General features: G+C 54.3%; 22 protein-coding genes, 3 tRNA genes and 1 pseudogene. 18 read left to right on the top strand and 8 right to left on the bottom strand.

Going from position 1 to position 20,838, the window contains the following annotated elements:
- Positions 1–68: 68 nt before the first annotated feature.
- Complete coding sequence (dgcQ, locus tag HMPREF3142_RS18280; protein ID WP_070612309.1) at positions 69–1,748, top strand: cellulose biosynthesis regulator diguanylate cyclase DgcQ; 1,680 nt, start codon at positions 69–71, stop codon at positions 1,746–1,748.
- 299 nt (positions 1,749–2,047) lie between these two features.
- Here dgcQ and HMPREF3142_RS18275 read toward each other — a convergent pair whose 3' ends face one another.
- The gene (locus HMPREF3142_RS18275; protein WP_032691215.1) at positions 2,048–2,269 is read right to left on the bottom strand and encodes a YodD family protein; all 222 of its coding nucleotides are present in this window, start codon (positions 2,267–2,269) and stop codon (positions 2,048–2,050) included.
- A gap of 133 nt (positions 2,270–2,402) precedes the next feature.
- Here HMPREF3142_RS18275 and dsrB point away from each other — a divergent pair, with 133 nt between their 5' ends.
- A complete protein-coding gene (dsrB, locus tag HMPREF3142_RS18270) occupies positions 2,403–2,594 on the top strand; it encodes a protein DsrB (protein ID WP_012541227.1) in 192 nt (63 codons plus the stop codon).
- Positions 2,595–2,626: 32 nt separating this feature from the next.
- On the opposite strand, the gene rcsA is transcribed toward dsrB, so the two are convergent.
- Positions 2,627–3,250, bottom strand: a complete 624-nt coding sequence (gene rcsA / locus HMPREF3142_RS18265) for a transcriptional regulator RcsA (RefSeq protein WP_008804210.1) — start codon at positions 3,248–3,250, stop codon at positions 2,627–2,629.
- Between the two features lie 371 nt (positions 3,251–3,621).
- On the opposite strand from rcsA, the gene yedD reads away from it, so the two are divergent.
- Positions 3,622–4,056 carry a lipoprotein YedD gene (yedD, locus tag HMPREF3142_RS18260; RefSeq protein ID WP_168770021.1) on the top strand — a complete coding sequence of 145 codons (435 nt, stop codon included), beginning with the start codon at positions 3,622–3,624 and terminating at the stop codon, positions 4,054–4,056.
- 46 nt (positions 4,057–4,102) lie between these two features.
- Here yedD and amyA read toward each other — a convergent pair whose 3' ends face one another.
- On the bottom strand, positions 4,103–5,590 hold the full coding sequence (gene amyA / locus HMPREF3142_RS18255; protein WP_008804212.1) for an alpha-amylase: 1,488 nt from the start codon (positions 5,588–5,590) through the stop codon (positions 4,103–4,105).
- A 200-nt stretch (positions 5,591–5,790) separates the two neighbouring features.
- Here amyA and tcyJ point away from each other — a divergent pair, with 200 nt between their 5' ends.
- From tcyJ to sdiA, 5 genes are all read left to right on the top strand, one after another.
- Complete coding sequence (tcyJ, locus tag HMPREF3142_RS18250) at positions 5,791–6,591, top strand: cystine ABC transporter substrate-binding protein (protein ID WP_008804213.1); 801 nt, start codon at positions 5,791–5,793, stop codon at positions 6,589–6,591.
- Positions 6,592–6,686: 95 nt separating this feature from the next.
- Positions 6,687–7,673: a D-cysteine desulfhydrase gene (gene dcyD / locus HMPREF3142_RS18245; protein WP_008804214.1), complete on the top strand. Its 987-nt coding sequence runs from the start codon at positions 6,687–6,689 to the stop codon at positions 7,671–7,673.
- A 15-nt stretch (positions 7,674–7,688) separates the two neighbouring features.
- The gene (gene tcyL / locus HMPREF3142_RS18240) at positions 7,689–8,357 is read left to right on the top strand and encodes a cystine ABC transporter permease (RefSeq protein ID WP_008804215.1); all 669 of its coding nucleotides are present in this window, start codon (positions 7,689–7,691) and stop codon (positions 8,355–8,357) included.
- Positions 8,354–9,106, top strand: coding sequence for an L-cystine ABC transporter ATP-binding protein TcyN (gene tcyN, locus HMPREF3142_RS18235; protein ID WP_008804216.1), 753 nt, complete (start codon positions 8,354–8,356; stop codon positions 9,104–9,106). Before tcyL ends, tcyN begins: the two co-directional genes overlap by 4 nt.
- 318 nt (positions 9,107–9,424) lie before the next feature.
- Positions 9,425–10,147: a transcriptional regulator SdiA gene (gene sdiA, locus HMPREF3142_RS18230; protein ID WP_008804217.1), complete on the top strand. Its 723-nt coding sequence runs from the start codon at positions 9,425–9,427 to the stop codon at positions 10,145–10,147.
- A 67-nt stretch (positions 10,148–10,214) separates the two neighbouring features.
- Here the strand turns inward: sdiA and HMPREF3142_RS18225 are convergent, their stop codons facing one another.
- Entirely contained in the window at positions 10,215–10,439 is a 225-nt protein-coding gene (locus HMPREF3142_RS18225) for a DUF2594 family protein (RefSeq protein WP_004122104.1), read from the bottom strand.
- A 461-nt stretch (positions 10,440–10,900) separates the two neighbouring features.
- On the opposite strand from HMPREF3142_RS18225, the gene uvrY reads away from it, so the two are divergent.
- The 6 genes from uvrY (at position 10,901) to HMPREF3142_RS18195 (ending at position 14,432) form a co-directional block, all read left to right on the top strand.
- Positions 10,901–11,557, top strand: coding sequence for a UvrY/SirA/GacA family response regulator transcription factor (gene uvrY / locus HMPREF3142_RS18220; protein ID WP_002911539.1), 657 nt, complete (start codon positions 10,901–10,903; stop codon positions 11,555–11,557).
- Positions 11,554–13,386: an excinuclease ABC subunit UvrC gene (uvrC, locus tag HMPREF3142_RS18215; RefSeq protein ID WP_008804218.1), complete on the top strand. Its 1,833-nt coding sequence runs from the start codon at positions 11,554–11,556 to the stop codon at positions 13,384–13,386. Before uvrY ends, uvrC begins: the two co-directional genes overlap by 4 nt.
- Before the next feature lie 57 nt (positions 13,387–13,443).
- Entirely contained in the window at positions 13,444–13,992 is a 549-nt protein-coding gene (gene pgsA, locus HMPREF3142_RS18210) for a CDP-diacylglycerol--glycerol-3-phosphate 3-phosphatidyltransferase (RefSeq protein ID WP_008804219.1), read from the top strand.
- A 150-nt stretch (positions 13,993–14,142) separates the two neighbouring features.
- Positions 14,143–14,218 (top strand) — tRNA-Gly (locus tag HMPREF3142_RS18205).
- A 40-nt stretch (positions 14,219–14,258) separates the two neighbouring features.
- Positions 14,259–14,332: transfer RNA gene (locus HMPREF3142_RS18200), tRNA-Cys, on the top strand.
- 13 nt (positions 14,333–14,345) lie between these two features.
- A tRNA-Leu gene (locus HMPREF3142_RS18195) sits at positions 14,346–14,432 on the top strand.
- Positions 14,433–14,697: 265 nt separating this feature from the next.
- On the opposite strand, the gene HMPREF3142_RS18190 is transcribed toward HMPREF3142_RS18195, so the two are convergent.
- Positions 14,698–15,588, bottom strand: a complete 891-nt coding sequence (locus tag HMPREF3142_RS18190; RefSeq protein WP_070612274.1) for a DUF1796 family putative cysteine peptidase — start codon at positions 15,586–15,588, stop codon at positions 14,698–14,700.
- Between the two features lie 329 nt (positions 15,589–15,917).
- Between HMPREF3142_RS18190 and HMPREF3142_RS18185 the strand changes: the two genes are divergently transcribed.
- Both HMPREF3142_RS18185 and HMPREF3142_RS18180 read left to right on the top strand, forming a co-directional pair.
- A complete protein-coding gene (locus HMPREF3142_RS18185) occupies positions 15,918–16,799 on the top strand; it encodes a dihydrodipicolinate synthase family protein (RefSeq protein WP_012967667.1) in 882 nt (293 codons plus the stop codon).
- A gap of 90 nt (positions 16,800–16,889) precedes the next feature.
- Positions 16,890–17,558: a YecA/YgfB family protein gene (locus HMPREF3142_RS18180; RefSeq protein ID WP_048964227.1), complete on the top strand. Its 669-nt coding sequence runs from the start codon at positions 16,890–16,892 to the stop codon at positions 17,556–17,558.
- Between the two features lie 26 nt (positions 17,559–17,584).
- Here the strand turns inward: HMPREF3142_RS18180 and tyrP are convergent, their stop codons facing one another.
- A complete protein-coding gene (tyrP, locus tag HMPREF3142_RS18175) occupies positions 17,585–18,796 on the bottom strand; it encodes a tyrosine transporter TyrP (RefSeq protein WP_012541234.1) in 1,212 nt (403 codons plus the stop codon).
- Between the two features lie 190 nt (positions 18,797–18,986).
- On the opposite strand from tyrP, the gene HMPREF3142_RS18170 reads away from it, so the two are divergent.
- A complete protein-coding gene (locus HMPREF3142_RS18170; RefSeq protein ID WP_004200338.1) occupies positions 18,987–19,226 on the top strand; it encodes a YecH family metal-binding protein in 240 nt (79 codons plus the stop codon).
- A gap of 36 nt (positions 19,227–19,262) precedes the next feature.
- Here the strand turns inward: HMPREF3142_RS18170 and ftnA are convergent, their stop codons facing one another.
- Together ftnA and HMPREF3142_RS29930 are read right to left on the bottom strand one after the other, a co-directional pair.
- Positions 19,263–19,760: a non-heme ferritin gene (gene ftnA / locus HMPREF3142_RS18165; protein ID WP_008804225.1), complete on the bottom strand. Its 498-nt coding sequence runs from the start codon at positions 19,758–19,760 to the stop codon at positions 19,263–19,265.
- A gap of 57 nt (positions 19,761–19,817) precedes the next feature.
- Positions 19,818–19,928: pseudogene (locus HMPREF3142_RS29930) on the bottom strand (hypothetical protein); the annotation flags it as partial.
- Between the two features lie 244 nt (positions 19,929–20,172).
- Here HMPREF3142_RS29930 and HMPREF3142_RS18160 point away from each other — a divergent pair.
- On the top strand, positions 20,173–20,811 hold the full coding sequence (locus HMPREF3142_RS18160) for an RpiB/LacA/LacB family sugar-phosphate isomerase (protein ID WP_039103997.1): 639 nt from the start codon (positions 20,173–20,175) through the stop codon (positions 20,809–20,811).
- Positions 20,812–20,838: the final 27 nt, after the last annotated feature.

Raw genomic sequence — 20,838 nt, 5'->3', positions numbered from 1 at the left:
GCGCCCGGCGTCGACACCAGCCGGGGCGCTGATGTCGTCAGGTTTGCGCAACGTACTGCGAGATAATGATGGATAAGCCACTTCGGTTGAAGATAAACAAGCTCCGCCACCTGACTCGCCCGGCGCATGTGGTTAACGTTTGTTTTATTGTGGTGCTTTTTTTCTCCACGTTACTGATCTGGCGTGAAATCAACGTTCTGGAAGAGGCCTATGTGGCCAACCAGCGCAATAATCTGGCTAATGTCGCCCATGAAATGGATGGGTTGCTGCAGTTCAATATTGACCGGATGATGTTTTTTCGCCACGGCATGCAGTCTGCCCTTGAGCAGCCGCTCGATATCGACGTATTGCGTAGTGCCAGTCAGCGCTATCTGAGCCAGCGTCACCAGGAGGCCTGGCGAGTAGCGCTGCCGAATCGTCGTACGCTGCCGGTGTTTGGCGTCTCGGGGAGCGTCGTCGGTAACAACCCTATACTGCTGAAGGACGATCCGCTCGCGGCTGATGAGTTGATGGCGACGCTGGAGCTGGGGTATCTGTTGAATCTGACGCAACATGACCGCGATTTCGCCGAGCGGATGCAGTATATCTCTCGCAGCGGCTTTTTCACCTCGACCCTGCCGCTGCGGGACGAGTCGCAGGTGATGACCCACTATTCGCAAGCCATCGGCGCCCTCTGGTTTAGCCGACAGAGCCAGCGGAATAATCCGGGGCGGGGCGTTATCTGGCAAACCTTTCCTGACGATGACCCGCAGCTGGAAGAGCAGGTGGTCACCGCTTCGATACCGCTGGATTTCGCCGGTTACTGGCGCGGGGTGCTGGCGATGGATTTCTCGGTCAGTGAAATAAAAGCGTTTTTGGTCAGCGCCATGCAGGGCGGGCAGGAGGGGGAGTACCAGCTTTATGATAGCCATTTGAACCTGCTGGCCTCTTCCGCGCCGGGGAATGTCCTGACGCTATTGTCCCCCAGGGAACAGGAACTGCTCAGCCGCGCGTTTGTCCATGATAACCAGGGGGGGCTGCGCTTGCTGACGCGCTATATCAGCTGGGCCAAACTGCGCAATTTTGACGGCGTGTTGCTGCGGATCCACACCCTGCGGGAAGGCGTGCGGGGCAATTTTGGCACCATCACCATCGCCCTGACCCTGATGTGGGTCCTCTTCACCTTGATGCTGTTGCTCTCCTGGCTGGTGATCCGCCGCATGGTCCGCAATATGAGCGTCCTGCAAACCTCCCTTGAATGGCAGGCATGGCATGATGCCTTAACCCGTCTGCTCAATCGCGGGGCGCTGTTTGAACAGGCGATGGCGGTAGCCAGCGCCTGCCAGCGCAGTGGACGGCCGCTGGCGGTGATCCAGCTCGATCTGGATCACTTCAAGCGCATCAACGATCGCTATGGCCATCAGGCGGGTGACAGAGTGCTGTCGACGGTGGCCAGTACCCTTGCCAGCACCGTTCGTGAGGGTGACTTGCTGGGCCGCGTGGGCGGGGAGGAGTTTTGTGTCGTGCTGCCGAATACCACACTACAGGACGCGGTGGCGGTAGCAGAGCGGCTACGCCTGCGAATTCAGGGCCGGGAGGTCTTTTTACATAACAATGTGACGCTGCGGGTCAGTGCCTCGCTGGGGGTCAGTACCAGCGAAGAGCAGGGGGAGTATCAGTTTGAAGCCTTACAGTCGGTGGCCGATCGTCGTCTCTATCTGGCAAAGCAGAACGGCCGCAATCAGGTCTGTTTTCGCAGCGAAGCGTGAGCAAAACGTTTCGCCCGAATCAGGCAAAATGAGATTTTTCTTAAAGTGTTCGACGGGGATCGCGCTATCGAATGAAACCGGTTTGCGGCGAAGCCTTCTCGCATCAGCCCTGCAGCCCTGCTCAAAGCAAAGCGCTAACATTCTCAATAATTTGCGTCATGAATATCGCTTGTCATGCAAAATAATTGAGGATAATGTTTTAACGCATCGGATTTCCCGGTGTAACGAATTTTCAAGTGCTTCTTGCATTAGCAAGTTTGATCCCGACTCCTGCGAGTCGGGATTTTTTTCGCCTGCCGTTAGCGGTTAACTTCACTGGCGCTGAAATCGTGAATGTCGAGCTCAAATGCCTCCGCCAGTTCGCGCCAGGTATGTGACCCGCGGCCATCAATGCTGGCGCGCTGTGGGTCGTCCAGAGTGCGATGGATTTCACTTTCGCTAATCTCATTAATCGCTGCCAGTAGCGCATCCACATTGACATCAACGTCATTTCCGGCCTGGCCAGTCAATCGATTCTTCATCATTACCCCCTCGCTGAGCGTCGCTCAAGCCTCTTTAAGTATAGTCGGTCTAAAAAAACACCAGTCATGGGCCGCGACGCTGCGAGTTGCGTGGTTTTGTTCTACACTGGCTGAAAAATAGAGGAGAGTGAATATGCAGGTGAACGATCGTGTCACGGTGAAGACCGACGGTGGCCCACGTCGATCGGGGGTAGTGCTGGCAATTGAGTCGTTTAGTGAAGGGACGATGTATCTGGTTTCGCTGGAAGACTATCCTTTAGGGATCTGGTTTTTCAACGAAATAGGGCATCCGGATGGGATCTTCGTCGAAAAAGAAGCCTCATAAAACGGGACTGGCGGTACCACCGCCAGTCTGTTTCAACGCAGATTCACCTGAATACCTGAAGTTACGTTTTCGGTCAGCCGAACGATATGGTAAATCACCTGCTTATTGTGCGTTTGTATTTTCTTTTTAATATTGCCTTTATGCGATGATACCGTCTTCGCTTTGATGTTCATTTGCGTTGAAATTTGTGACGTGCCGTGCCCGGCCATCCACATTTGCAGCATATTTGATTCTGTTTTACTCAGCGACAACGTCGGTAAATTTAATTGCCCCAGGCTACTGTTTTTGTATTTTAGATAATTAACCAGAATAACATCAAGGTCTTTTGGCGTTATCGATTTCGAACTGATCAGCAGGTTTTTCCGTACCCGCAAATAGCGGTCAAAATGAATGTTTGCCAGCGACATAAAGATAACAAACAGCGTCGCCGGGTTTTGCGTAATGATCTGGCGAATAATGCCATTACTTTCATCATCATGCACGAAGCAGTCTTCATTAAGAAACACCACTGCCGGACAACACGACGCGCAATGTTTTTGCAAATCTGTCGCGCAATGGACCTCAACGATTTCCTGTTTTTTTATTCCCCGACTGGTCAGATAACCCGTTAAGCCTAACCGGGTATAACTGCACAAATCCATAATCATCGTTGACATGACCCATCCTCAATCAACACGTAACGATATTCTCTTCACACGCATTGTGCGAAGCAGTCCTTGCGAGCAGTAATAGTAGGTTTACGAAAGAACCTATTAGTTCCGTTAAACTATTCCGCATCTATGCATATAATTTGCCAGGAAAACTCTTAAAGTAAAGTCGAGAACCGGTAGTGTGAGCGGATTAAAAACAAAAAGTGCCCATAGATGCTATGGTTACGCCCCAAACATTATTTTATTTTCGGAATTTCCTTATTTCAAATGAAGGCAGTGCTGCCCGTTCCTGTTTTGCCCGGTTTTTCCGCCGGGAGCGGGGGTGGAAGGCTTAACGCTTTAATGCCACAATACTTTTTTATCGGCTTGTGGGATGAATGATGAAACAGTTAGTTTTTGCGGGCATGGTGGTGGCGCTGGCCGGATGTGTGCAGGTTGATCATTACGATGACGTCGTTAAAGCACCGGCGCCGGCTGGCCTTGAGGGCTACTGGCAATCGAAAGGGCCGCAGAGTGAAATGATGAGCCCTGACGCGATCGCCAGCCTGATCGTCACTAAAGAAGGGGATACCTTCGACTGCCGCCAGTGGCAGCGCGTGATCGCCCAGCCGGGTAAACTGATGAACCGCGATAACCAGATCTACAACGTTACCGCTTCCCTGGATATCTATCCAATCGAGCGTGAGGGCAATACCCTCTCCTACGATCGTATGACGTTGGCTCGCGTTGAACGCCTCACCCCTGAGTGCGAAAAGGCGTGGGCCAAAGCGCGTACGACAGGGGCCGTCAGCGCGCGGGCTTCCGTGCGCTGAGGTTCCGGCGGGCCCGTTCCGGCCCGCCAGGTACATCGCCAGCTAACTACAGCACGGCTTCCATCACCCACACGCTCACGCTACCCCCGTTGCAGGTAAAGATCGCGCTACCCTCAGCGTCGGTTTCGACAATCTCTTCCCGGTTGCCGAGAAAATCCCGCCAGCGTTTATTGCCATAGTTCTCGCCCAGCGTCAGGGTTTTTTCTCCCTCATCGCCATTGGACATCACCACCACGCAGCCGGGATCCTCGTCGGTGCCGCTACGGCTGAAGGCAATACAGTTGGGGTGATCGAACCACAGCGTTTGCACGCCATGGGCAAAGCGCTGACGGGCGTCGATCAGTTCATGCAGTTGTTCGATAACGGGCATCTCAATGGCGTAGGTTTGTCCATCGCCGCCGGTATCTTCATAGGATGCGCCGAAAAGATCGGCATAAAAGACCGACGGCACACCATTTTCACGCAGCAGGATCAGCGCATAGGCCAGCGGCTTGAACCAGGGTTCAACCGGCGCCTCGAGGGCCTGCAGCGGCTGCGTATCGTGGTTTGTCACCAGCGTCACGGCGTGAAAAGGGTCTGCTTCCACCAGCGTGCCGCTGAATATCTGGCTCATGTCATAATCGCGCCCCTGGCGTGAGGCTTCATGAAATTTCATCTGCAGCGGGGCATCGAACAGCATCGTCTTGCCCTCGACCAGGTCGATATACTGCTGGAGCTTTTCCACCTCATGGGACCAATACTCCGCGACAATAAACAGCGGCTGCGGTGCCACCTCCTGGACGTGCTCGATCCACGCTTTGTAAAACCAGGCGGGGATATGCTTCACGGCGTCAAGACGAAAACCATCGCAGCCGGTCTGCTCCATGACCCAGCGCGCCCAGTATTTGATCTCCTCGGTAACGGCGTGATTACGAAAATCAATGTTGGCGCCCATCAGGTAGTCGAAGTTACCAAGCTCATCGTCGACCTGCTCGTTCCAGCCTTCACCGGTGTAATCGTTGACGATTTTAAACACACCGTCTTCCGTCGGATTCTCAATGTGGTCGATACCGCTAAAGCATTTGTAGTCCCAGACAAATTGCGAATACTGCCCGGCCCGCACCGGAAAGGTATAGCGAGTCCATGCCTCACACTCAATGATCTCCTCGGCAATCTGGGTGCGATCGTGCTCATCGACGCGCTGCACCTGCAGAGTTTCTTTTTCATCGGCGCCCATTTTGTGGTTCACCACCACATCCAGCAGCACGGCGATATCATGCTCTTTCAGAGCCTTCATCGCCGCCAGCAGCTGCGCTTTATCGCCATATTTGGTGGCGACTGAACCCTTTTGATCAAACTCACCAAGGTCGAAGAGATCATAGGTGTCATAGCCGACGGAATAACCGCCCGAGGCGCCTTTATAGGCGGGCGGCAACCAGACCATATTGATGCCGATTTCATTCAGGCTGGGGGCCAGCGCTTCGACTTCACGCCATAGCTCGCCGCCGGCGGGGTAGTACCAGTGAAAACATTGCAACAAAGTGGGGTTTTTCATCTTCCATGCTCCAGACGTCAACAGGCTGACCTTTGCAGTATGGGAGATATCCCGCAAAACGGGAGAGGAAAGCCCTGATTTTCGCTATACCCTAAACGGGATCATATATAATAAATTGGCATAAGATGTAGCGTAACGATGTTGGTGCCGGGCCGTTAAGCGCCTTACACTACAGGAAAATCCTAACCTTCGGGGTATCTATGAAATTAGCACTTCTGGGTCGTCAGGCGCTGATGGGCGCGATGGCCGTTGTTTTGATGGCTGGCGTTAGCGTGAAAACTTTTGCAGCGGAAAACCTGCTCAATCAGGTTAAAGAGCGCGGTACCCTGCGCGTGGGCCTCGAAGGCACCTATCCTCCTTTCAGCTTCCAGGGCGATGACGGCAAGCTGACCGGATTTGAAGTGGAGTTTGCCAACGAGCTGGCGAAACATCTTGGCGTGAAAGCCGATCTCAAACCGACCAAATGGGACGGTATGCTGGCCTCGCTGGACTCCAAACGCATTGACGTGGTGATTAACCAAGTCACTATCTCCGATGAGCGTAAGAAGAAATACGATTTCTCAACCCCGTACACTATCTCCGGTGTGCAGGCGCTGGTGAAGAAAGGTAACGAAGGCGCGATTAAAACCGCGGCGGATCTGAAAGGCAAGAAAGTCGGCGTCGGGCTGGGCACTAACTATGAAGAGTGGCTGCGTCAGAACGTCCAGGGCGTTGATGTTCGCACCTATGATGATGACCCGACTAAATACCAGGATCTGCGTGTAGGCCGTATTGACGCCATTCTGGTTGACCGTCTGGCCGCGCTGGATCTGGTGAAGAAAACTAACAATACGCTGGCGGTAACCGGTGAAGCATTCTCCCGTCAGGAGGCCGGCGTGGCGCTGCGCAAAGGCAACGACGATCTGCTGAAAGCGATTGACGCCGCGATCGCGGATATGCAGAAAGATGGCACCCTGAAGGCGCTGTCAGAGAAATGGTTTGGCGCTGACGTGACGAAATAACGGTCAGTGGTGAAAAAAGGCGCTCCTGGAAGCGCCTTTTTTTATTTAGCGCGTAACTGTGTGCATAATGAAGCATAACTGAGTCAGGAGGGGCCATGTCACTGCAAAATTTAACCCGCTTTCCGCGTCTGGAATTGATTGGCGCGCCGACGCCGCTGGAGTATCTGCCGCGTTTGTCCGATCACCTTGGGCGCGAGATTTTTATCAAACGCGATGATACAACGCCGCTGGCGATGGGAGGCAATAAACTGCGCAAGCTGGAGTTTCTCGCCGCCGATGCGCTGCGGGAAGGGGCAGATACCTTAATCACCGCCGGCGCGATCCAGTCCAACCATGTGCGTCAGACGGCGGCGGTCGCCGCGAAGCTGGGGCTGCACTGCGTGGCGCTACTGGAAAACCCCATTGGCACCGGGGCGGAGAACTATCTGAGCAATGGCAACCGCCTGCTGCTGGATCTGTTTAATACCCAGGTTGAGATGTGCGATGCCCTGACCAATCCTGCCGAACAGCTCGACGAGCTGGCGACCCGCATCGAGGCGCAGGGCTATCGCCCCTACGTCATCCCGGTCGGCGGATCCAATGCGCTCGGGGCGTTAGGCTATGTGGAAAGCGCGCTGGAAATCGCCCAGCAGTGTGAAGGCGCGGTGGAGATCTCATCGGTGGTGGTGGCTTCCGGTAGCGCCGGTACGCATGCCGGGCTGGCTGTGGGACTCGAACAGCTGATGCCGCAGGCGGAACTGATTGGCGTGACGGTATCGCGCTCCGTCGCTGACCAGCTGCCAAAAGTGGTGGCGCTGCAGCAGGCCGTGGCCAACAGCCTCGAGCTGCAGGCGAAAGCCGACATCATGCTGTGGGATGATTACTTTGCCCCGGGCTACGGTACGCCGAACGAGGAAGGCATGGCCGCCGTGAAGCTACTGGCGCAACTGGAAGGTATTTTGCTCGATCCGGTCTATACCGGCAAAGCGATGGCCGGGCTTATCGACGGCATTACGCAGAAGCGTTTTAAGGATGAAGGACCGATTTTGTTCGTCCATACCGGCGGGGCGCCGGCGCTGTTTGCCTATCATCCTCACCTTTAATACAGAAACGACAGCATGCAAGAAAGTATCCAACTGGTCATCGATTCCGCTCCTTTTCTGCTCAAAGGGGCCGTCTTTACGCTGCAGCTGAGCATTGGCGGGATGTTTTTCGGCCTGGTGCTGGGCTTTATCCTGGCGCTGATGCGCATGTCGCCCCTCTGGCCGGTAAAATGGCTGGCGCGCATGTATATTTCCATTTTTCGCGGCACGCCGCTTATCGCCCAGCTGTTTATGATCTACTACGGCTTGCCGCAGTTTGGCATCGAGCTTGACCCGATTCCGGCGGCGATGATCGGCCTGTCGCTCAATACGGCGGCCTACGCGGCGGAAACCCTGCGCGCGGCCATCGCCTCGATCGACAAAGGGCAATGGGAAGCGGCGGCCAGTATCGGCATGACGCCGTGGCAGACGATGCGCCGGGCCATCTTACCCCAGGCGGCACGGGTCGCTTTGCCGCCGCTGTCCAACAGTTTTATCAGCCTGGTCAAAGATACCTCGCTGGCGGCGACGATCCAGGTGCCAGAGCTGTTCCGTCAGGCGCAGCTTATCACCTCGCGAACCCTTGAGGTCTTCACCATGTATCTCGCGGCCTCGTTGATCTACTGGGTGATGGCGACCGTCCTCTCCTCGCTGCAGAACTATTTTGAAAACCAGCTGAACCGCCAGGAGCGTGATCCGAAATGAGTGCGATAGAAGTGAAAAGCCTGGTGAAGAAATTCCATGGCCAGACGGTGCTGCACGGTATCGACCTGGAGGTACAGAAAGGGGAAGTTGTGGCGATCATCGGCCCCAGCGGCTCGGGTAAAACCACTCTGCTGCGCAGCATCAACCTGCTGGAGCAACCGGAGAGCGGCACCATCCGCGTTGGCGATGTGACCATCGACGCCGGTCGCAGCCTGGGGCCGCAGAAAGGACTCATTCGCCAGCTGCGCCAGCATGTCGGCTTTGTCTTCCAGAACTTTAATCTGTTTCCCCACCGTACGGTGCTGGAGAACATTATTGAGGGGCCGGTCATCGTAAAAGGTGAAGATAAGCAGGAGTCGATTGTGCGGGCGCGCGATCTGCTGGCGAAAGTGGGTCTCAGCGGTAAAGAGAATAGCTATCCGCGTCGCCTCTCCGGCGGTCAGCAGCAGCGGGTGGCTATTGCTCGCGCGCTGGCCATGCGTCCGGACGTGATCCTGTTTGATGAGCCAACCTCGGCCCTCGATCCTGAGCTGGTGGGGGAGGTGCTCAACACCATCCGCCAGCTGGCGCAGGAGAAACGCACGATGGTTATCGTGACCCATGAAATGAGTTTCGCCCGCGACGTTGCCGATCGGGCCATCTTTATGGATCAAGGACGCATTGTCGAGCAGGGAGAAGCGAAAGCATTGTTCGCCTCCCCGCAGCAGCCGCGTACTCGCCAGTTCCTCGAAAAATTTCTGATGCAGTAAACCATGCGCTGACGTGGCGGCTTTCCCGGGGGAGGGCCTCCGCGTACAGCCTGTCTTCCCTGCGGCGCGCCACGCTCCTCGTCACCTCTTTGTGCTATTTCTCCCTGTGGCCGTATACACCGCTTCCCATCCCCCCTTGTAGGGTGTAGAAAATGACGGGAAAGTGAGCACGAGGTTCTGCGCTGAGAACGGGAAAAAGGCAAGCCTTCAGACTAATAAATGCGACACCGACAATATTTTATACATATAAATAAGATTTATGTGTTAGTTTTCTGTATTTATAATAATGATTATCAATCAGGAGTTATTTGCACAGCTATGAGGGACAATGATTTTTTCAGCTGGCGGCGGGATATGCTGCATCAATTTCAGTCCGTGGCCGCTGGTGAGGAGGTTTATAATCTCCTGCAACGAGAAACCGAAGCGCTGGAATATGATTACTACACGCTTTGTGTACGCCACCCGGTGCCTTTCACTCGCCCCCGCGTCACCTTCCAGTCGACCTATCCGCGCGCATGGATGTCGCACTACCAGGCCGAGAATTATTTCGCGATAGATCCGGTATTACGCCCGGAGAATTTTATGCGTGGTCATCTGCCATGGGAGGATGGGCTGTTTCGCGATGCGGCGGCATTATGGGACGGCGCCCGCGATCATGGTCTGAAAAAAGGGGTGACCCAGTGCCTGACGTTGCCCAACCATGCGCAGGGTTTTCTCTCTGTCTCCGCGAATAACCGTTTACCGGGTTCTTATCCTGATGATGAACTGGAGATGCGCCTGCGCATGCTGACGGAGCTAAGCTTGTTGGCGCTCCTGCGTCTGGAAGATGAGATGGTCATGCCGCCGGAGATGAAGTTCAGCCGCCGTGAACTGGAAATTCTGAAATGGACCGCGGAAGGGAAGACCTCGGCGGAGGTGGCGATGATTCTTTCTATTTCGGAAAATACGGTGAATTTCCACCAGAAGAATATGCAACGGAAATTCAATGCGCCGAACAAAACGCAGATAGCCTGTTACGCGGTGGCGACAGGGTTAATCTGAGATCGCCTGTCGTTCTGCGTGCCAGACGTGACACCGGCTGTCAGGGATACTTTCAGCCGGTACAGGATTACTGGCGGTAAGCTTGTTTAATTTGTTTAACGGTGCTGGAGAATACGGCAGCCTGAGCCTCATCTTCCATCTGCGCGATCTGCTTTTCCATTTTAATAATCACGCGACCCGCATCCGCCTGGCCCATCGCCTGCAGCATCAGCGTTATCATCGCTTTCAGGCAGGAGACTTCCTGCGCCAGTTCTTGATTATTTTCTGCAGTGGAAAAATCTGGTGTGCTCATCGATATCCTCGTTTACTCGCTGCGCTAATGCGCCTTACCCAATGTGAAGGCCGCGCAGTATACCACAAGCGACGGGAAAAAAAGGAGTGCTTAATTTCTGTTCTCTCATCTGAGCTGTGAATGATTCAGTGCTTCGGATAATACGTAATAGCCGCCAGGCCGCCATTAATTTATTCCATCTATTTAGCACGTTAATATTTGTTACATATTTTGCTGCGTATTTATGCGCTACGTAATCTGTTGTGTTTTTTGTGCTTTCTGTATGAGGATTGTTAAAAAATAAGACGACGGCAACTGACTGTTCTCAATGACTTTCCACTATGTGTGCACAGACATTGCCATAAATGAGCGGCAAATCGAGGTGAGGGCATTTTTTTGCCTTTTAAATTAGCAATAAAACCCGGTAATATGTGGGAGATAAAGTATCAGTAGCGTTATCCCTCATTCTGGAGATTATTCCTTTGATCAACGTTCTTCTTGTTGATGACCACGAACTGGTGCGCGCAGGGATACGACGCATTCTGGAAGATATAAAAGGGATTAAAGTCGCTGGCGAAGCCTGTTGCGGCGAGGACGCCGTGAAGTGGTGCCGGGCTAATTCCGCAGATGTCGTCCTGATGGACATGAACATGCCCGGGATCGGTGGTCTTGAAGCCACGCGCAAAATCGCGCGCTCCGTGGCGGGCACGAAAGTGATCATGCTCACCGTGCATACCGAGAATCCTCTGCCTGCCAAGGTCATGCAGGCGGGGGCGGCGGGCTATCTTAGCAAGGGTGCTGCACCGCAGGAAGTGGTGAATGCGATCCGCTGCGTGGCGTCCGGACAACGTTACATTGCCTCCGATATTGCTCAGCAAATGGCGCTAAGTCAGATTGAACCGGAAAAAACGGAATCGCCGTTTGCCAGTTTGTCTGAACGCGAATTGCAGATTATGCTGATGATCACCAAAGGTCAGAAGGTGAATGAGATCTCAGAGCAGCTCAATCTGAGTCCCAAAACGGTTAACAGCTATCGCTACCGAATGTTCAGCAAATTAAACATTCATGGCGATGTGGAGCTGACCCACCTGGCAATTCGCCATGGCCTGTGTAATGCGGAGTCGTTAGCAAGCCAGTGAGTGATGTTTTTGACGCAAAAGCTTTCCTGAAAACGGTGACCAGCCAGCCCGGTGTGTATCGGATGTATGATGCTGGCGGGACCGTCATCTATGTTGGCAAAGCCAAAGATCTGAAAAAGCGGCTCAGCAGCTATTTCCGCAGCAATCTCGCGTCGCGTAAAACCGAAGCGCTGGTGGCGCTGATTGCGCAGATTGACGTGACCGTCACTCACACCGAGACGGAAGCGCTGCTGCTGGAGCACAACTATATCAAGCTGTACCAGCCGCGTTACAACGTGCTGTTGCGCGATGATAAGTCTTATCCTTTTATTTTCCTCAGCGGTGATACTCATCCACGTCTGGCGATGCATCGCGGCGCCAAACATGCGAAAGGCGAGTACTTTGGTCCTTTCCCCAACGGCTATGCCGTGCGGGAGACCCTGGCGCTGCTGCAGAAAATTTTTCCTGTTCGCCAGTGCGAAAATAGCGTCTATCGCAACCGCTCGCGTCCCTGCCTGCAGTATCAGATTGGCCGCTGTCTGGGGCCGTGTGTGGCGGGGCTGGTCAGCGAAGAAGAGTATGCTCAGCAGGTTGAGTATGTACGGCTGTTCCTTGCCGGCAAGGACGATCAGGTCCTGACCCAGCTCATCGCCAGAATGGAGAAAGCGAGCCAAAGTCTGGAGTTTGAAGAGGCCGCGCGCATTCGCGACCAGATTCAGGCGGTCCGCCGGGTGACGGAGAAACAGTTTGTTTCTAATACCGGCGACGATCTTGACGTTATCGGCGTCGCCTTTGAGGCCGGAATGGCCTGCGTCCATGTGCTGTTTATCCGCCAGGGCAAAGTGCTGGGCAGCCGGAGCTACTTCCCGAAAGTGCCGGGCGGCACTGAGCTGGGAGAGGTCGTAGAGACGTTTGTCGGTCAGTTCTACCTGCAGGGTAGCCAGATGCGTACCCTGCCGGGGGAGATTTTGCTCGACTTCAGCCTTGGTGATAAGACGCTGCTGGCCGAGTCGCTGTCGGAGCTGGCGGGACGTCGAATCAATGTACAGACTAAACCGCGCGGCGACAGAGCGCGTTACCTTAAGCTGGCGCGCACCAACGCCGCGACGGCGTTAACCACTAAGTTGGCTCAGCAGTCGACCATTCATCAGCGCCTGCAGGCGCTGGCCACCGTGCTGGAACTGCCGGCCGTGAAGCGAATGGAGTGCTTTGATATCAGCCACACCATGGGCGAGCAGACCGTGGCGTCCTGCGTGGTGTTTGACAGCAATGGTCCGCTGCGTGCGGAGTACCGGCGCTATAATATCACCGGCATCACCCCTGGCGATGACTACGCGGCGATGAATCAGGTCCTGCGCCGTCGCTATGGTAAAGCGATTGATGAAAATAAAATTCCGGATGTGATCCTGATAGATGGCGGAAAGGGGCAGCTGGCGCAGGCGAAAGCGGTGTTTGCCGAACTGGATGTTCCCTGGGATAAACATCATCCGCTGCTGCTGGGCGTGGCGAAAGGCAGCGATCGTAAAGCCGGTCTGGAAACGTTATTCTTTGAACCGGAAGGCGAGGGGTTTAGCCTGCCGCCGGATTCGCCCGCTCTACACGTAATCCAGCACATCCGCGATGAATCGCACGATCATGCGATTTCCGGACATCGTAAAAAACGGGCGAAAGTGAAGAGCACCAGCTCGCTTGAGACTATCGAGGGAGTAGGGCCGAAGCGTCGCCAGATGCTGCTGAAGTATATGGGTGGGCTGCAGGGGCTGCAGCAGGCCAGCGTCGAGGAAATTGCTAAAGTACCGGGCATCTCTCACGGTCTGGCAGAAAAGATCTTCTACTCGTTGAAACATTAGGGGCTCTGTAGCAACATAGGGCTAATTTTTACTTACAACAGATAGTTACCCGTCACTATGCAATTTAATATCCCTACGTTGCTTACTCTGTTTCGCGTCATCCTGATCCCGTTCTTTGTGCTGGCGTTTTATCTCCCCTTTAGCTGGGCGCCGTTTGCCTGCGCGTTAATTTTCTTTGTCGCCGCCGTGACCGACTGGTTTGATGGTTTTCTGGCTCGTCGCTGGAATCAGAGCACCCGGTTTGGCGCCTTCCTGGACCCGGTGGCGGATAAAGTCATGGTGGCTATCGCCATGGTGCTGGTTGCCGAGCACTATCACACCTGGTGGGTCACGCTGCCGGCGGCGACCATGATCGCGCGTGAAATTATTATTTCGGCACTGCGCGAATGGATGGCTGAGCTCGGGAAACGCAGCAGCGTGGCGGTCTCGTGGATTGGCAAAGTTAAAACGACCGCACAGATGGCCGCCCTGGTATGGATGCTGTGGCGTCCTTATCCATGGGTAGAGTGGGCCGGGATCGCGCTTTTCCTCGTGGCGGCGGTGCTGACGCTGTGGTCGATGCTGCAGTATCTGAACGCGGCGCGCGGCGATTTGCTTGATCAGTGATCGTTTCGCCGTTATTTTCAGCAAACGATGCAAAGTTGCGAAAAATACCGTTGACTCACCGCGAGAGATAAGTAGAATGCAACGCATCGAACGGCGGCACAGTCTTCCAGACGATAACAAAATCAAGTGATTAGCAAATAACTTGATAATGCGGGAATAGCTCAGTTGGTAGAGCACGACCTTGCCAAGGTCGGGGTCGCGAGTTCGAGTCTCGTTTCCCGCTCCAGATTAACAGCATCGGCAGTAGCGGGTGCTTCAGTATTAAAGGCGCGTTAGCAAAGCGGTTATGTAGCGGATTGCAAATCCGTCTAGTCCGGTTCGACTCCGGAACGCGCCTCCACTTTCTATCCCGAGCCCGGATGGTGGAATCGGTAGACACAAGGGATTTAAAATCCCTCGGCGTTCGCGCTGTGTGGGTTCAAGTCCCACTCCGGGTACCATTGGGATAAAAGCAGAATAATCAAAGCAATAAGCAGTGTCGTGAAACCACCTACGGGTGGTTTTTTTGTTTCAAAACCACCCTTTTCATAATATCACTTCATACTAGTTTTCTTGTCCACATTGCTCTTCCCCCGGGATAACCGCACCCGGCTAAACCGTCGCGCCTCGTGAAATAATGTCGTTGGGATGATTTCGCTCCCCCAAACCGGCAGGGGGAGGCAAATCGATACTCTGCGTGCCAGAGGCCCGGAGTTGAAACCGTCTCTAGAGTTCGAGGTTGAACGAAAGGACTTTCGATATAATTACCATCTCATCCGTAAGCGAGGAGAATTTTCCGGTAAATCTTTCTTCAGACTCAGGTGTCAAACTATATAGTGAATAATTTTCACCCGAAGAAATACGCTCCAGTTGAAGATGGGCGGGTTTCTGCAAGGCAAAAGCCAACAGATAGAAATTAGTCGTGTGGTGAGAAAGTTCAGTGACTAATTCAGGGAGTTCCTTTGCTATATCTATTTCCTCTCTACAGCAAATCACAAAAAGCTTCCCTTCTTTGCTTTTTAATATGTTTCTGAATCTTTTAACCGCGCGGACGTAATACTCATAATCAGTCGGGGTATTTGGGTCGCGATGCGTGAATATATCATTCAGACGATATTTTTCTTTGTATGTATTGTGGTGTGCTCCGGGTTCTCGCGACTGGCGACGTAATGAGCTGTACTCATTTTTATCTAAAAATGAGGTAAAATCATCCCTCAGGCAGTCGATAATCATCGCCGGACAGGAAAATAGCCAGTCAAAAGGCAGTGATATCTTTTTCAGGTTGAATTTTTTCAATGTCCATGAAGTTAAACAATGGCTGCCCAGGGAGACAATATGTTTGACGTGCATTGAATCATCAGGAGCACTCTTTGTTAACGCTTGTGGTGTGTAACTGAATTTATCAGATGACATTCTGGATTTCGTTAAAGCAATAAACTCGTCGCTATGCATCAGCGATGAGTTAAGAAGTTCTGCTGATTCTGCAAGTGACTTATTAGCAATGGCGTTGAGGTAGTTTTTCAGACCATCGCTATCTGCCGGTCGACCGAGTAGCGTTTTATAGGTTGTTTTTATTAGATGTATTTTTATGTATTTTTCTTTAACGTCATATCTCATTTTTTATCCAATTGAAGCTGTAGTCTTTCTTTATTTTATTGCTGCTAAAACAGGTAGGCATACAAAGAGTGTGGGATTATGTCAAATAGACAGGATATTGGCAATCGAGGAAATACGGGCGGCTACAGAGGAAGCGGTTATTGAAGACGCTCGCCAGAATCTATGGATCCTGATGCCTGAACTGACAGGGCAAATACCCCGGAGGAGAGCATCGCACGCAGGCGAATAAATCCATCACGCTCAGCGGCGATCGTTCATTTGTCCCAGGACAAAATGATCTCTCCTTGCTACTATCAACCGGACTTTTATCCCAGCCTGCCGGAGGCATCATGTTCACAGGGCTTTGCGCATTTCCGCTGACGCCGCTGCATCAGCAGCATCTTGATGAAAAGGCGTTTATCCGTATTCTCTCTCGTCTTACCGATACCGGAGTCGACTCTCTGGGCATCTTAGGCTCGACCGGCAGCTACGCGTATCTGAGTCGTGAGCAGCGCAAGCGGGTGGTGCAGGTGGCGAAAGCGCATGTTGGGTCGATCCCGATGATGGTTGGCGTCGGCGCCATCGCTACCAGCGAGGTGCTGCGCCTGGTGGAGGATGCCCAGCAGGCCGGGGCGGATGCGTTATTACTGCCGATGATGTCCTATCAGCCGCTTTCTGCGGAGGAGATCTTTGCCTTCTACGAAGAGGTCTGTCGGCACGTCTCGGTTCCGGTTTGCCTGTATGACAATCCCCGCACCACTCACGTCACGCTGGCGGATGAGCTGCAGGGTCGCATCGCCGCCTTGCCGGCCATCGCCTCGATTAAAATTCCCGGCTTGCCTGAGCCGCAGGCGAGTGAGCGGGTGGCAACGCTACGCCGTCATCTTCCTGCCCGCGTTACGCTTGGCGCCAGCGGCGATGCCCTGGCGACGGCGGGATTGCAGGCCGGTTGCCAAGTCTGGTACTCGGTTTGCGGCGGGCTCTTTCCCCAGCTTTCAGGGGCGCTGGTAAGGGCGATTCGTTCTGGCGACGCGGCACGGGTTGCGGCGCTGAATGCGCAGCTGGCCCCGCTCTGGCGATGCTTCGACCGTTATGGCGGCAGCCTGCGGGTAATCGCCAGCGCGGCGGCCATTCTGGGGCTGTGCGACCCTGACTGCCTTCCCCGCCCCTTGCTGCCGTTAGGGGAGGAGGCCATTCGCGACGTGGCGGCGGCGCTGCACGGCCTGGCCTGATGGGCATGGGCAGGCGGATTGCCGCGCCTGGTGGCTTTCTGTCGGCAATTCGGCTACTGTAGGCCCGATTTTTACCATGCGAGCCTGTGAATGAATACCGGACCTTTAAACGAAAACGAACTGGAATGGCTGGACGAGACGCTGGCGAAATACGCCACCGAAGGCGCTATTCTGGATGTGTCTGAACTGGATGGCCTGCTGACGGCTATTCTCTCTGCGCCGACCGATATCGAACCAGCTCAGTGGCTGGTGGCGATCTGGGGCGGGGCGGATAATGTGCCGCGCTGGGCCAACGACCGCGAGCGCGATCGCTTTGTCGATCTGACGCTGCAGCATATGAGCGACATCGCTGAACGCCTGGAGTCCTATCCCGATCAGTTCGAACCGCTGTTTGGCACCCGCGAAGCGGAAGGTCAGGAGCTGACGATCGTCGAAGAGTGGTGCTTTGGCTACCTGCGCGGCGTAGCGCTGAGCGACTGGTCGACGCTGCCCGCTGAACTTCAGCCGGCGCTGGACGCTATCGCGCTCCACGGCAGCGAAGCGCAGTTTACCGCACTGGATAATCTGACGGCGGATGAGTTTATCGACAGCATCGAGCGTATCACGCCGGCGGCGCTGGCGCTTTACCAGTACTGGATGGCGAATCCCCAGCCGGTGGTGGTTCCGCAGCCGGTCAGAAATGAGGCGAAGGTCGGACGCAACGATCCCTGCCCGTGCGGGAGCGGAAAAAAGTATAAGCAGTGCTGCTTAGCAAAATAAAACCTGGGGGCCAGCCGGCCCCTTTTTTATCCCACCGCAGGCAGCAGTCCGGCGACGATACTGAACTGAATCGCCACAATACCGATCCCGCACAGCAGAACCAGCCACAGCGCCGGCGCGCCGCCGACCACCCGCCAGGCAGCCTGCGGATGTTGTCGGCGGCTCTTCATTGCCAGCAGGGCAGGCAACATCAGGGCCAGCACGGCGAGTGCCACCCCGGCGTAGCCCAGGGCCATAACAAAACCGCGGGGATAGAACAGGGCGAACGCCACCGGCGGCAGGAAGGTGATCGCGCCGCTCTGCAGACGTCCGCTGACGCTGTTTTTGCGTTGAAACACATCGGCCAGGTAATCAAACAAGCCGAGCGAGACGCCGAGGAATGAGGTCGCCAGCGCGAGGTCGGCAAACAGGTGCACGGCCAGCTCCACGTGCGGCGACGCCACCACTTCGCGGATCGCCTCCAGCAGACCGTTCAGACCGGCGTTTTTGGCCAGCAGCGCGGTAAAAGCGGGAGGGTTGATACTCCCCAGCGTCGCCAGCTGCCAGAAAATATAAGCCACCAGCGGAATAAAGCTGCCGATAATAAATACCCGGCGCAGTTTACGGATATCGCCGCCAAGATAGCTGACGATGCTCGGCACACTGCCGTGAAAACCAAAGGAGGTAAAGATCACCGGAATAGCCGACAGGGCCAGGCCTTGCTCAACCGGCAGCGTCAACAGATTGACCTGATGAATATGCGGCATCAGTAGCGCCAGCATAATCACCAGAAAGATGATTTTGGCGCTGAACAGGAAGCGATTGAATAAGTCGACCAGCGAGGTACCGATGCACACCACCGCCCCGCCCAGCGCCGTAAATAACAGTACGCCGGCCGCCGGCGGCAGCTGCCAGTCCAGCCACTGGTTGAGGCTGGAGGCGAGCAATTCACCGGCGCCACTGATATAGGCCGCCGTGAGGGCATACAGCAGAAACAGCATGCAGAACCCGGTTACCCACTGCCCGTAACGGCCCAGATAGCGTGCGGCCAGGGAACCAAGCCCCATGTCAGCAGGCACGTGCTGGTAGACTTCCAGCAGCAACAGGGCGGTATAGCACATCAACGCCCACAAGGTGAAAAGTAAACCCAGCGTGACGGCAAACCCGACGCCGGCGGCGGCCAAGGGCATCGCCAACATTCCTGCACCGATAGTGGTGCCAGCTACGATTAAAATACTGCCCAGAGTGCGGTTTTTCACGCTTTTCGCTATCCCTACTGCTAATAACAATAAATTATGCCGCGCAGAGTAGGGGATATTACAGCGTTCGTCAAATGAGGGTTACAAGTGCTGTAATTTTATCTTTACGCATTTAAGGGGGCGAAAGCCTGCGCTGGCGCAAGGCGCCGATGGCATGGCTGGCCTAAGCTGGTGGTTTTCAGGAGGGGTTATGTCTTCTATTCATGGTCATGAAGTTTTACAGATGATGCTCGCCTCGGGTGAGTCCTGGACGGTCGCCTCGCTGGAGGCCGCCATTCGCCGCCGCTTTGGCGAAGAGGCGCGGTTTCACACCTGTTCAGCAGAGAATCTAAGCGCCGCAGAGCTGGTGGCGTTTTTAGAGAAAAAAGGCAAATTTATTGCCAGAGAGGAAGGTTTTACTACCGCAGAAAATAAGATTTGCCGGCATTAAAATGGCCGCGACACGGGGGTGTCGCGGCGCGGAAGATTAATTCTGTGTGTCGAGGGTCGCCAGTTCTTTATCGATAAAGTACAGGCCTTCGCCACTTTTTCCAACGAGGGTCAGTTTATCAATCACCGATTTAAATAATTTCTCTTCTTCGTGCTGTTCAGCGACATACCACTGCAGGAAATTAAAGGTCGGGTAATCCTGACTGGTCATGGCGGCGTGCGCCAGTTCATTAATTTTTTGCGTGATAAGCTGCTCGTGCTCATAGGTCTGGCGGAACAGCTCGTCCAGTGAGGCATATTCGGCAAACGGGGAGGCGATCGCGTTGATGCGCGGCAGGCTACCGGTGTCGGTCAGGTAGTCGAACAGGCGCTGCATATGGGTCATCTCTTCCTGGGCATGGCGACGCAGGAAGGCCGCAGCCCCTTCAAAACTGTGGTAACTGCACCAGGCGCTCATCTGCTGATAAAGAAGAGAAGAATAAAGTTCAAGATTCATCTGTTCATTCAGTTTGTCGATCATTTCCGTTTTCAGCATTGTCGCGCTCCTGGAATTAAAAAATAGATGTTATCGGCTGCCACTATAATTTGTTATTTAATTATTTGCAAAAAGTAAATTTAAAAATGTTTTATTTAAAATGCTAATGGGAATAACACGCATTGGCAATTTAATAATAAATGAGAATGGTTTTAATTTATTATTAATTGTGGTGGAAAATGGTATGACCGGCCAACGGGCTGCGAGGTAGCGCGCGCGAGGTGAGGGGGGGCATGCGTGGGGGCGGGGACCTGGCGACTGGACTGGCGGAGAGGGCGAAAGTGTGAAGCGCTGCGTAATTTTTAAAACAACTTTTCATAAAATTTGAAAGTTTGTTTTCCAGGTAGTAGAGTGCAGTCAACGCCAATGACATTCTGCGGGCAGGCCCGCACAGCATTCAGGAGAGTAAACCATGAAGATTGCACTGATGATGGAGAACAGCCAGGCGAACAAAAACGCCATCATCCTTAAGGAGCTTAACGCCGTTGCTGACGAAAAAGGATTCCCGGTGTTCAACGTCGGCATGAGCGATGAGCACGATCATCATCTGACCTACATTCACCTCGGGATCATGGCCAGCATCCTGCTGAATTCGAAAGCGGTCGACTTCGTGGTCACCGGCTGCGGTACCGGTCAGGGGGCGCTGATGTCGCTGAATATTCACCCGGGCGTGGTCTGCGGCTACTGTATCGATCCGGCGGACGCGTTCCTGTTTGCTCAGATCAACAATGGTAATGCGCTGTCGCTGCCGTTTGCCAAAGGTTTCGGCTGGGGCGCGGAGCTGAATGTACGCTTTATCTTTGAAAAAGCGTTTACCGGCCGCAACGGCGAAGGCTATCCGCCGGAGCGCAAAGAGCCGCAGGTGCGAAATGCCGGGATCCTCAACCAGGTTAAAGCGGCAGTGGTAAAAGACAACTATCTCGACACCCTGCGCGCCATCGATCCGGAGCTGGTGAAAACCGCGGTATCCGGCCCACGCTTCCAGCAGTGCTTCTTCGAAAACTGTCAGGATAAAGCCATCGAAGCCTTTGTTCGCCAGATCGTCGGTTAACCGTCATCAGGGCCAGCGCCGCTGGCC

The organism is Klebsiella sp. HMSC16C06 (assembly GCF_001808325.1).
In the GTDB taxonomy this organism is placed as follows: Bacteria; Pseudomonadota; Gammaproteobacteria; order Enterobacterales; family Enterobacteriaceae; genus Klebsiella; species Klebsiella variicola.
This window is presented reverse-complemented; position numbering and strand designations above follow the sequence as displayed.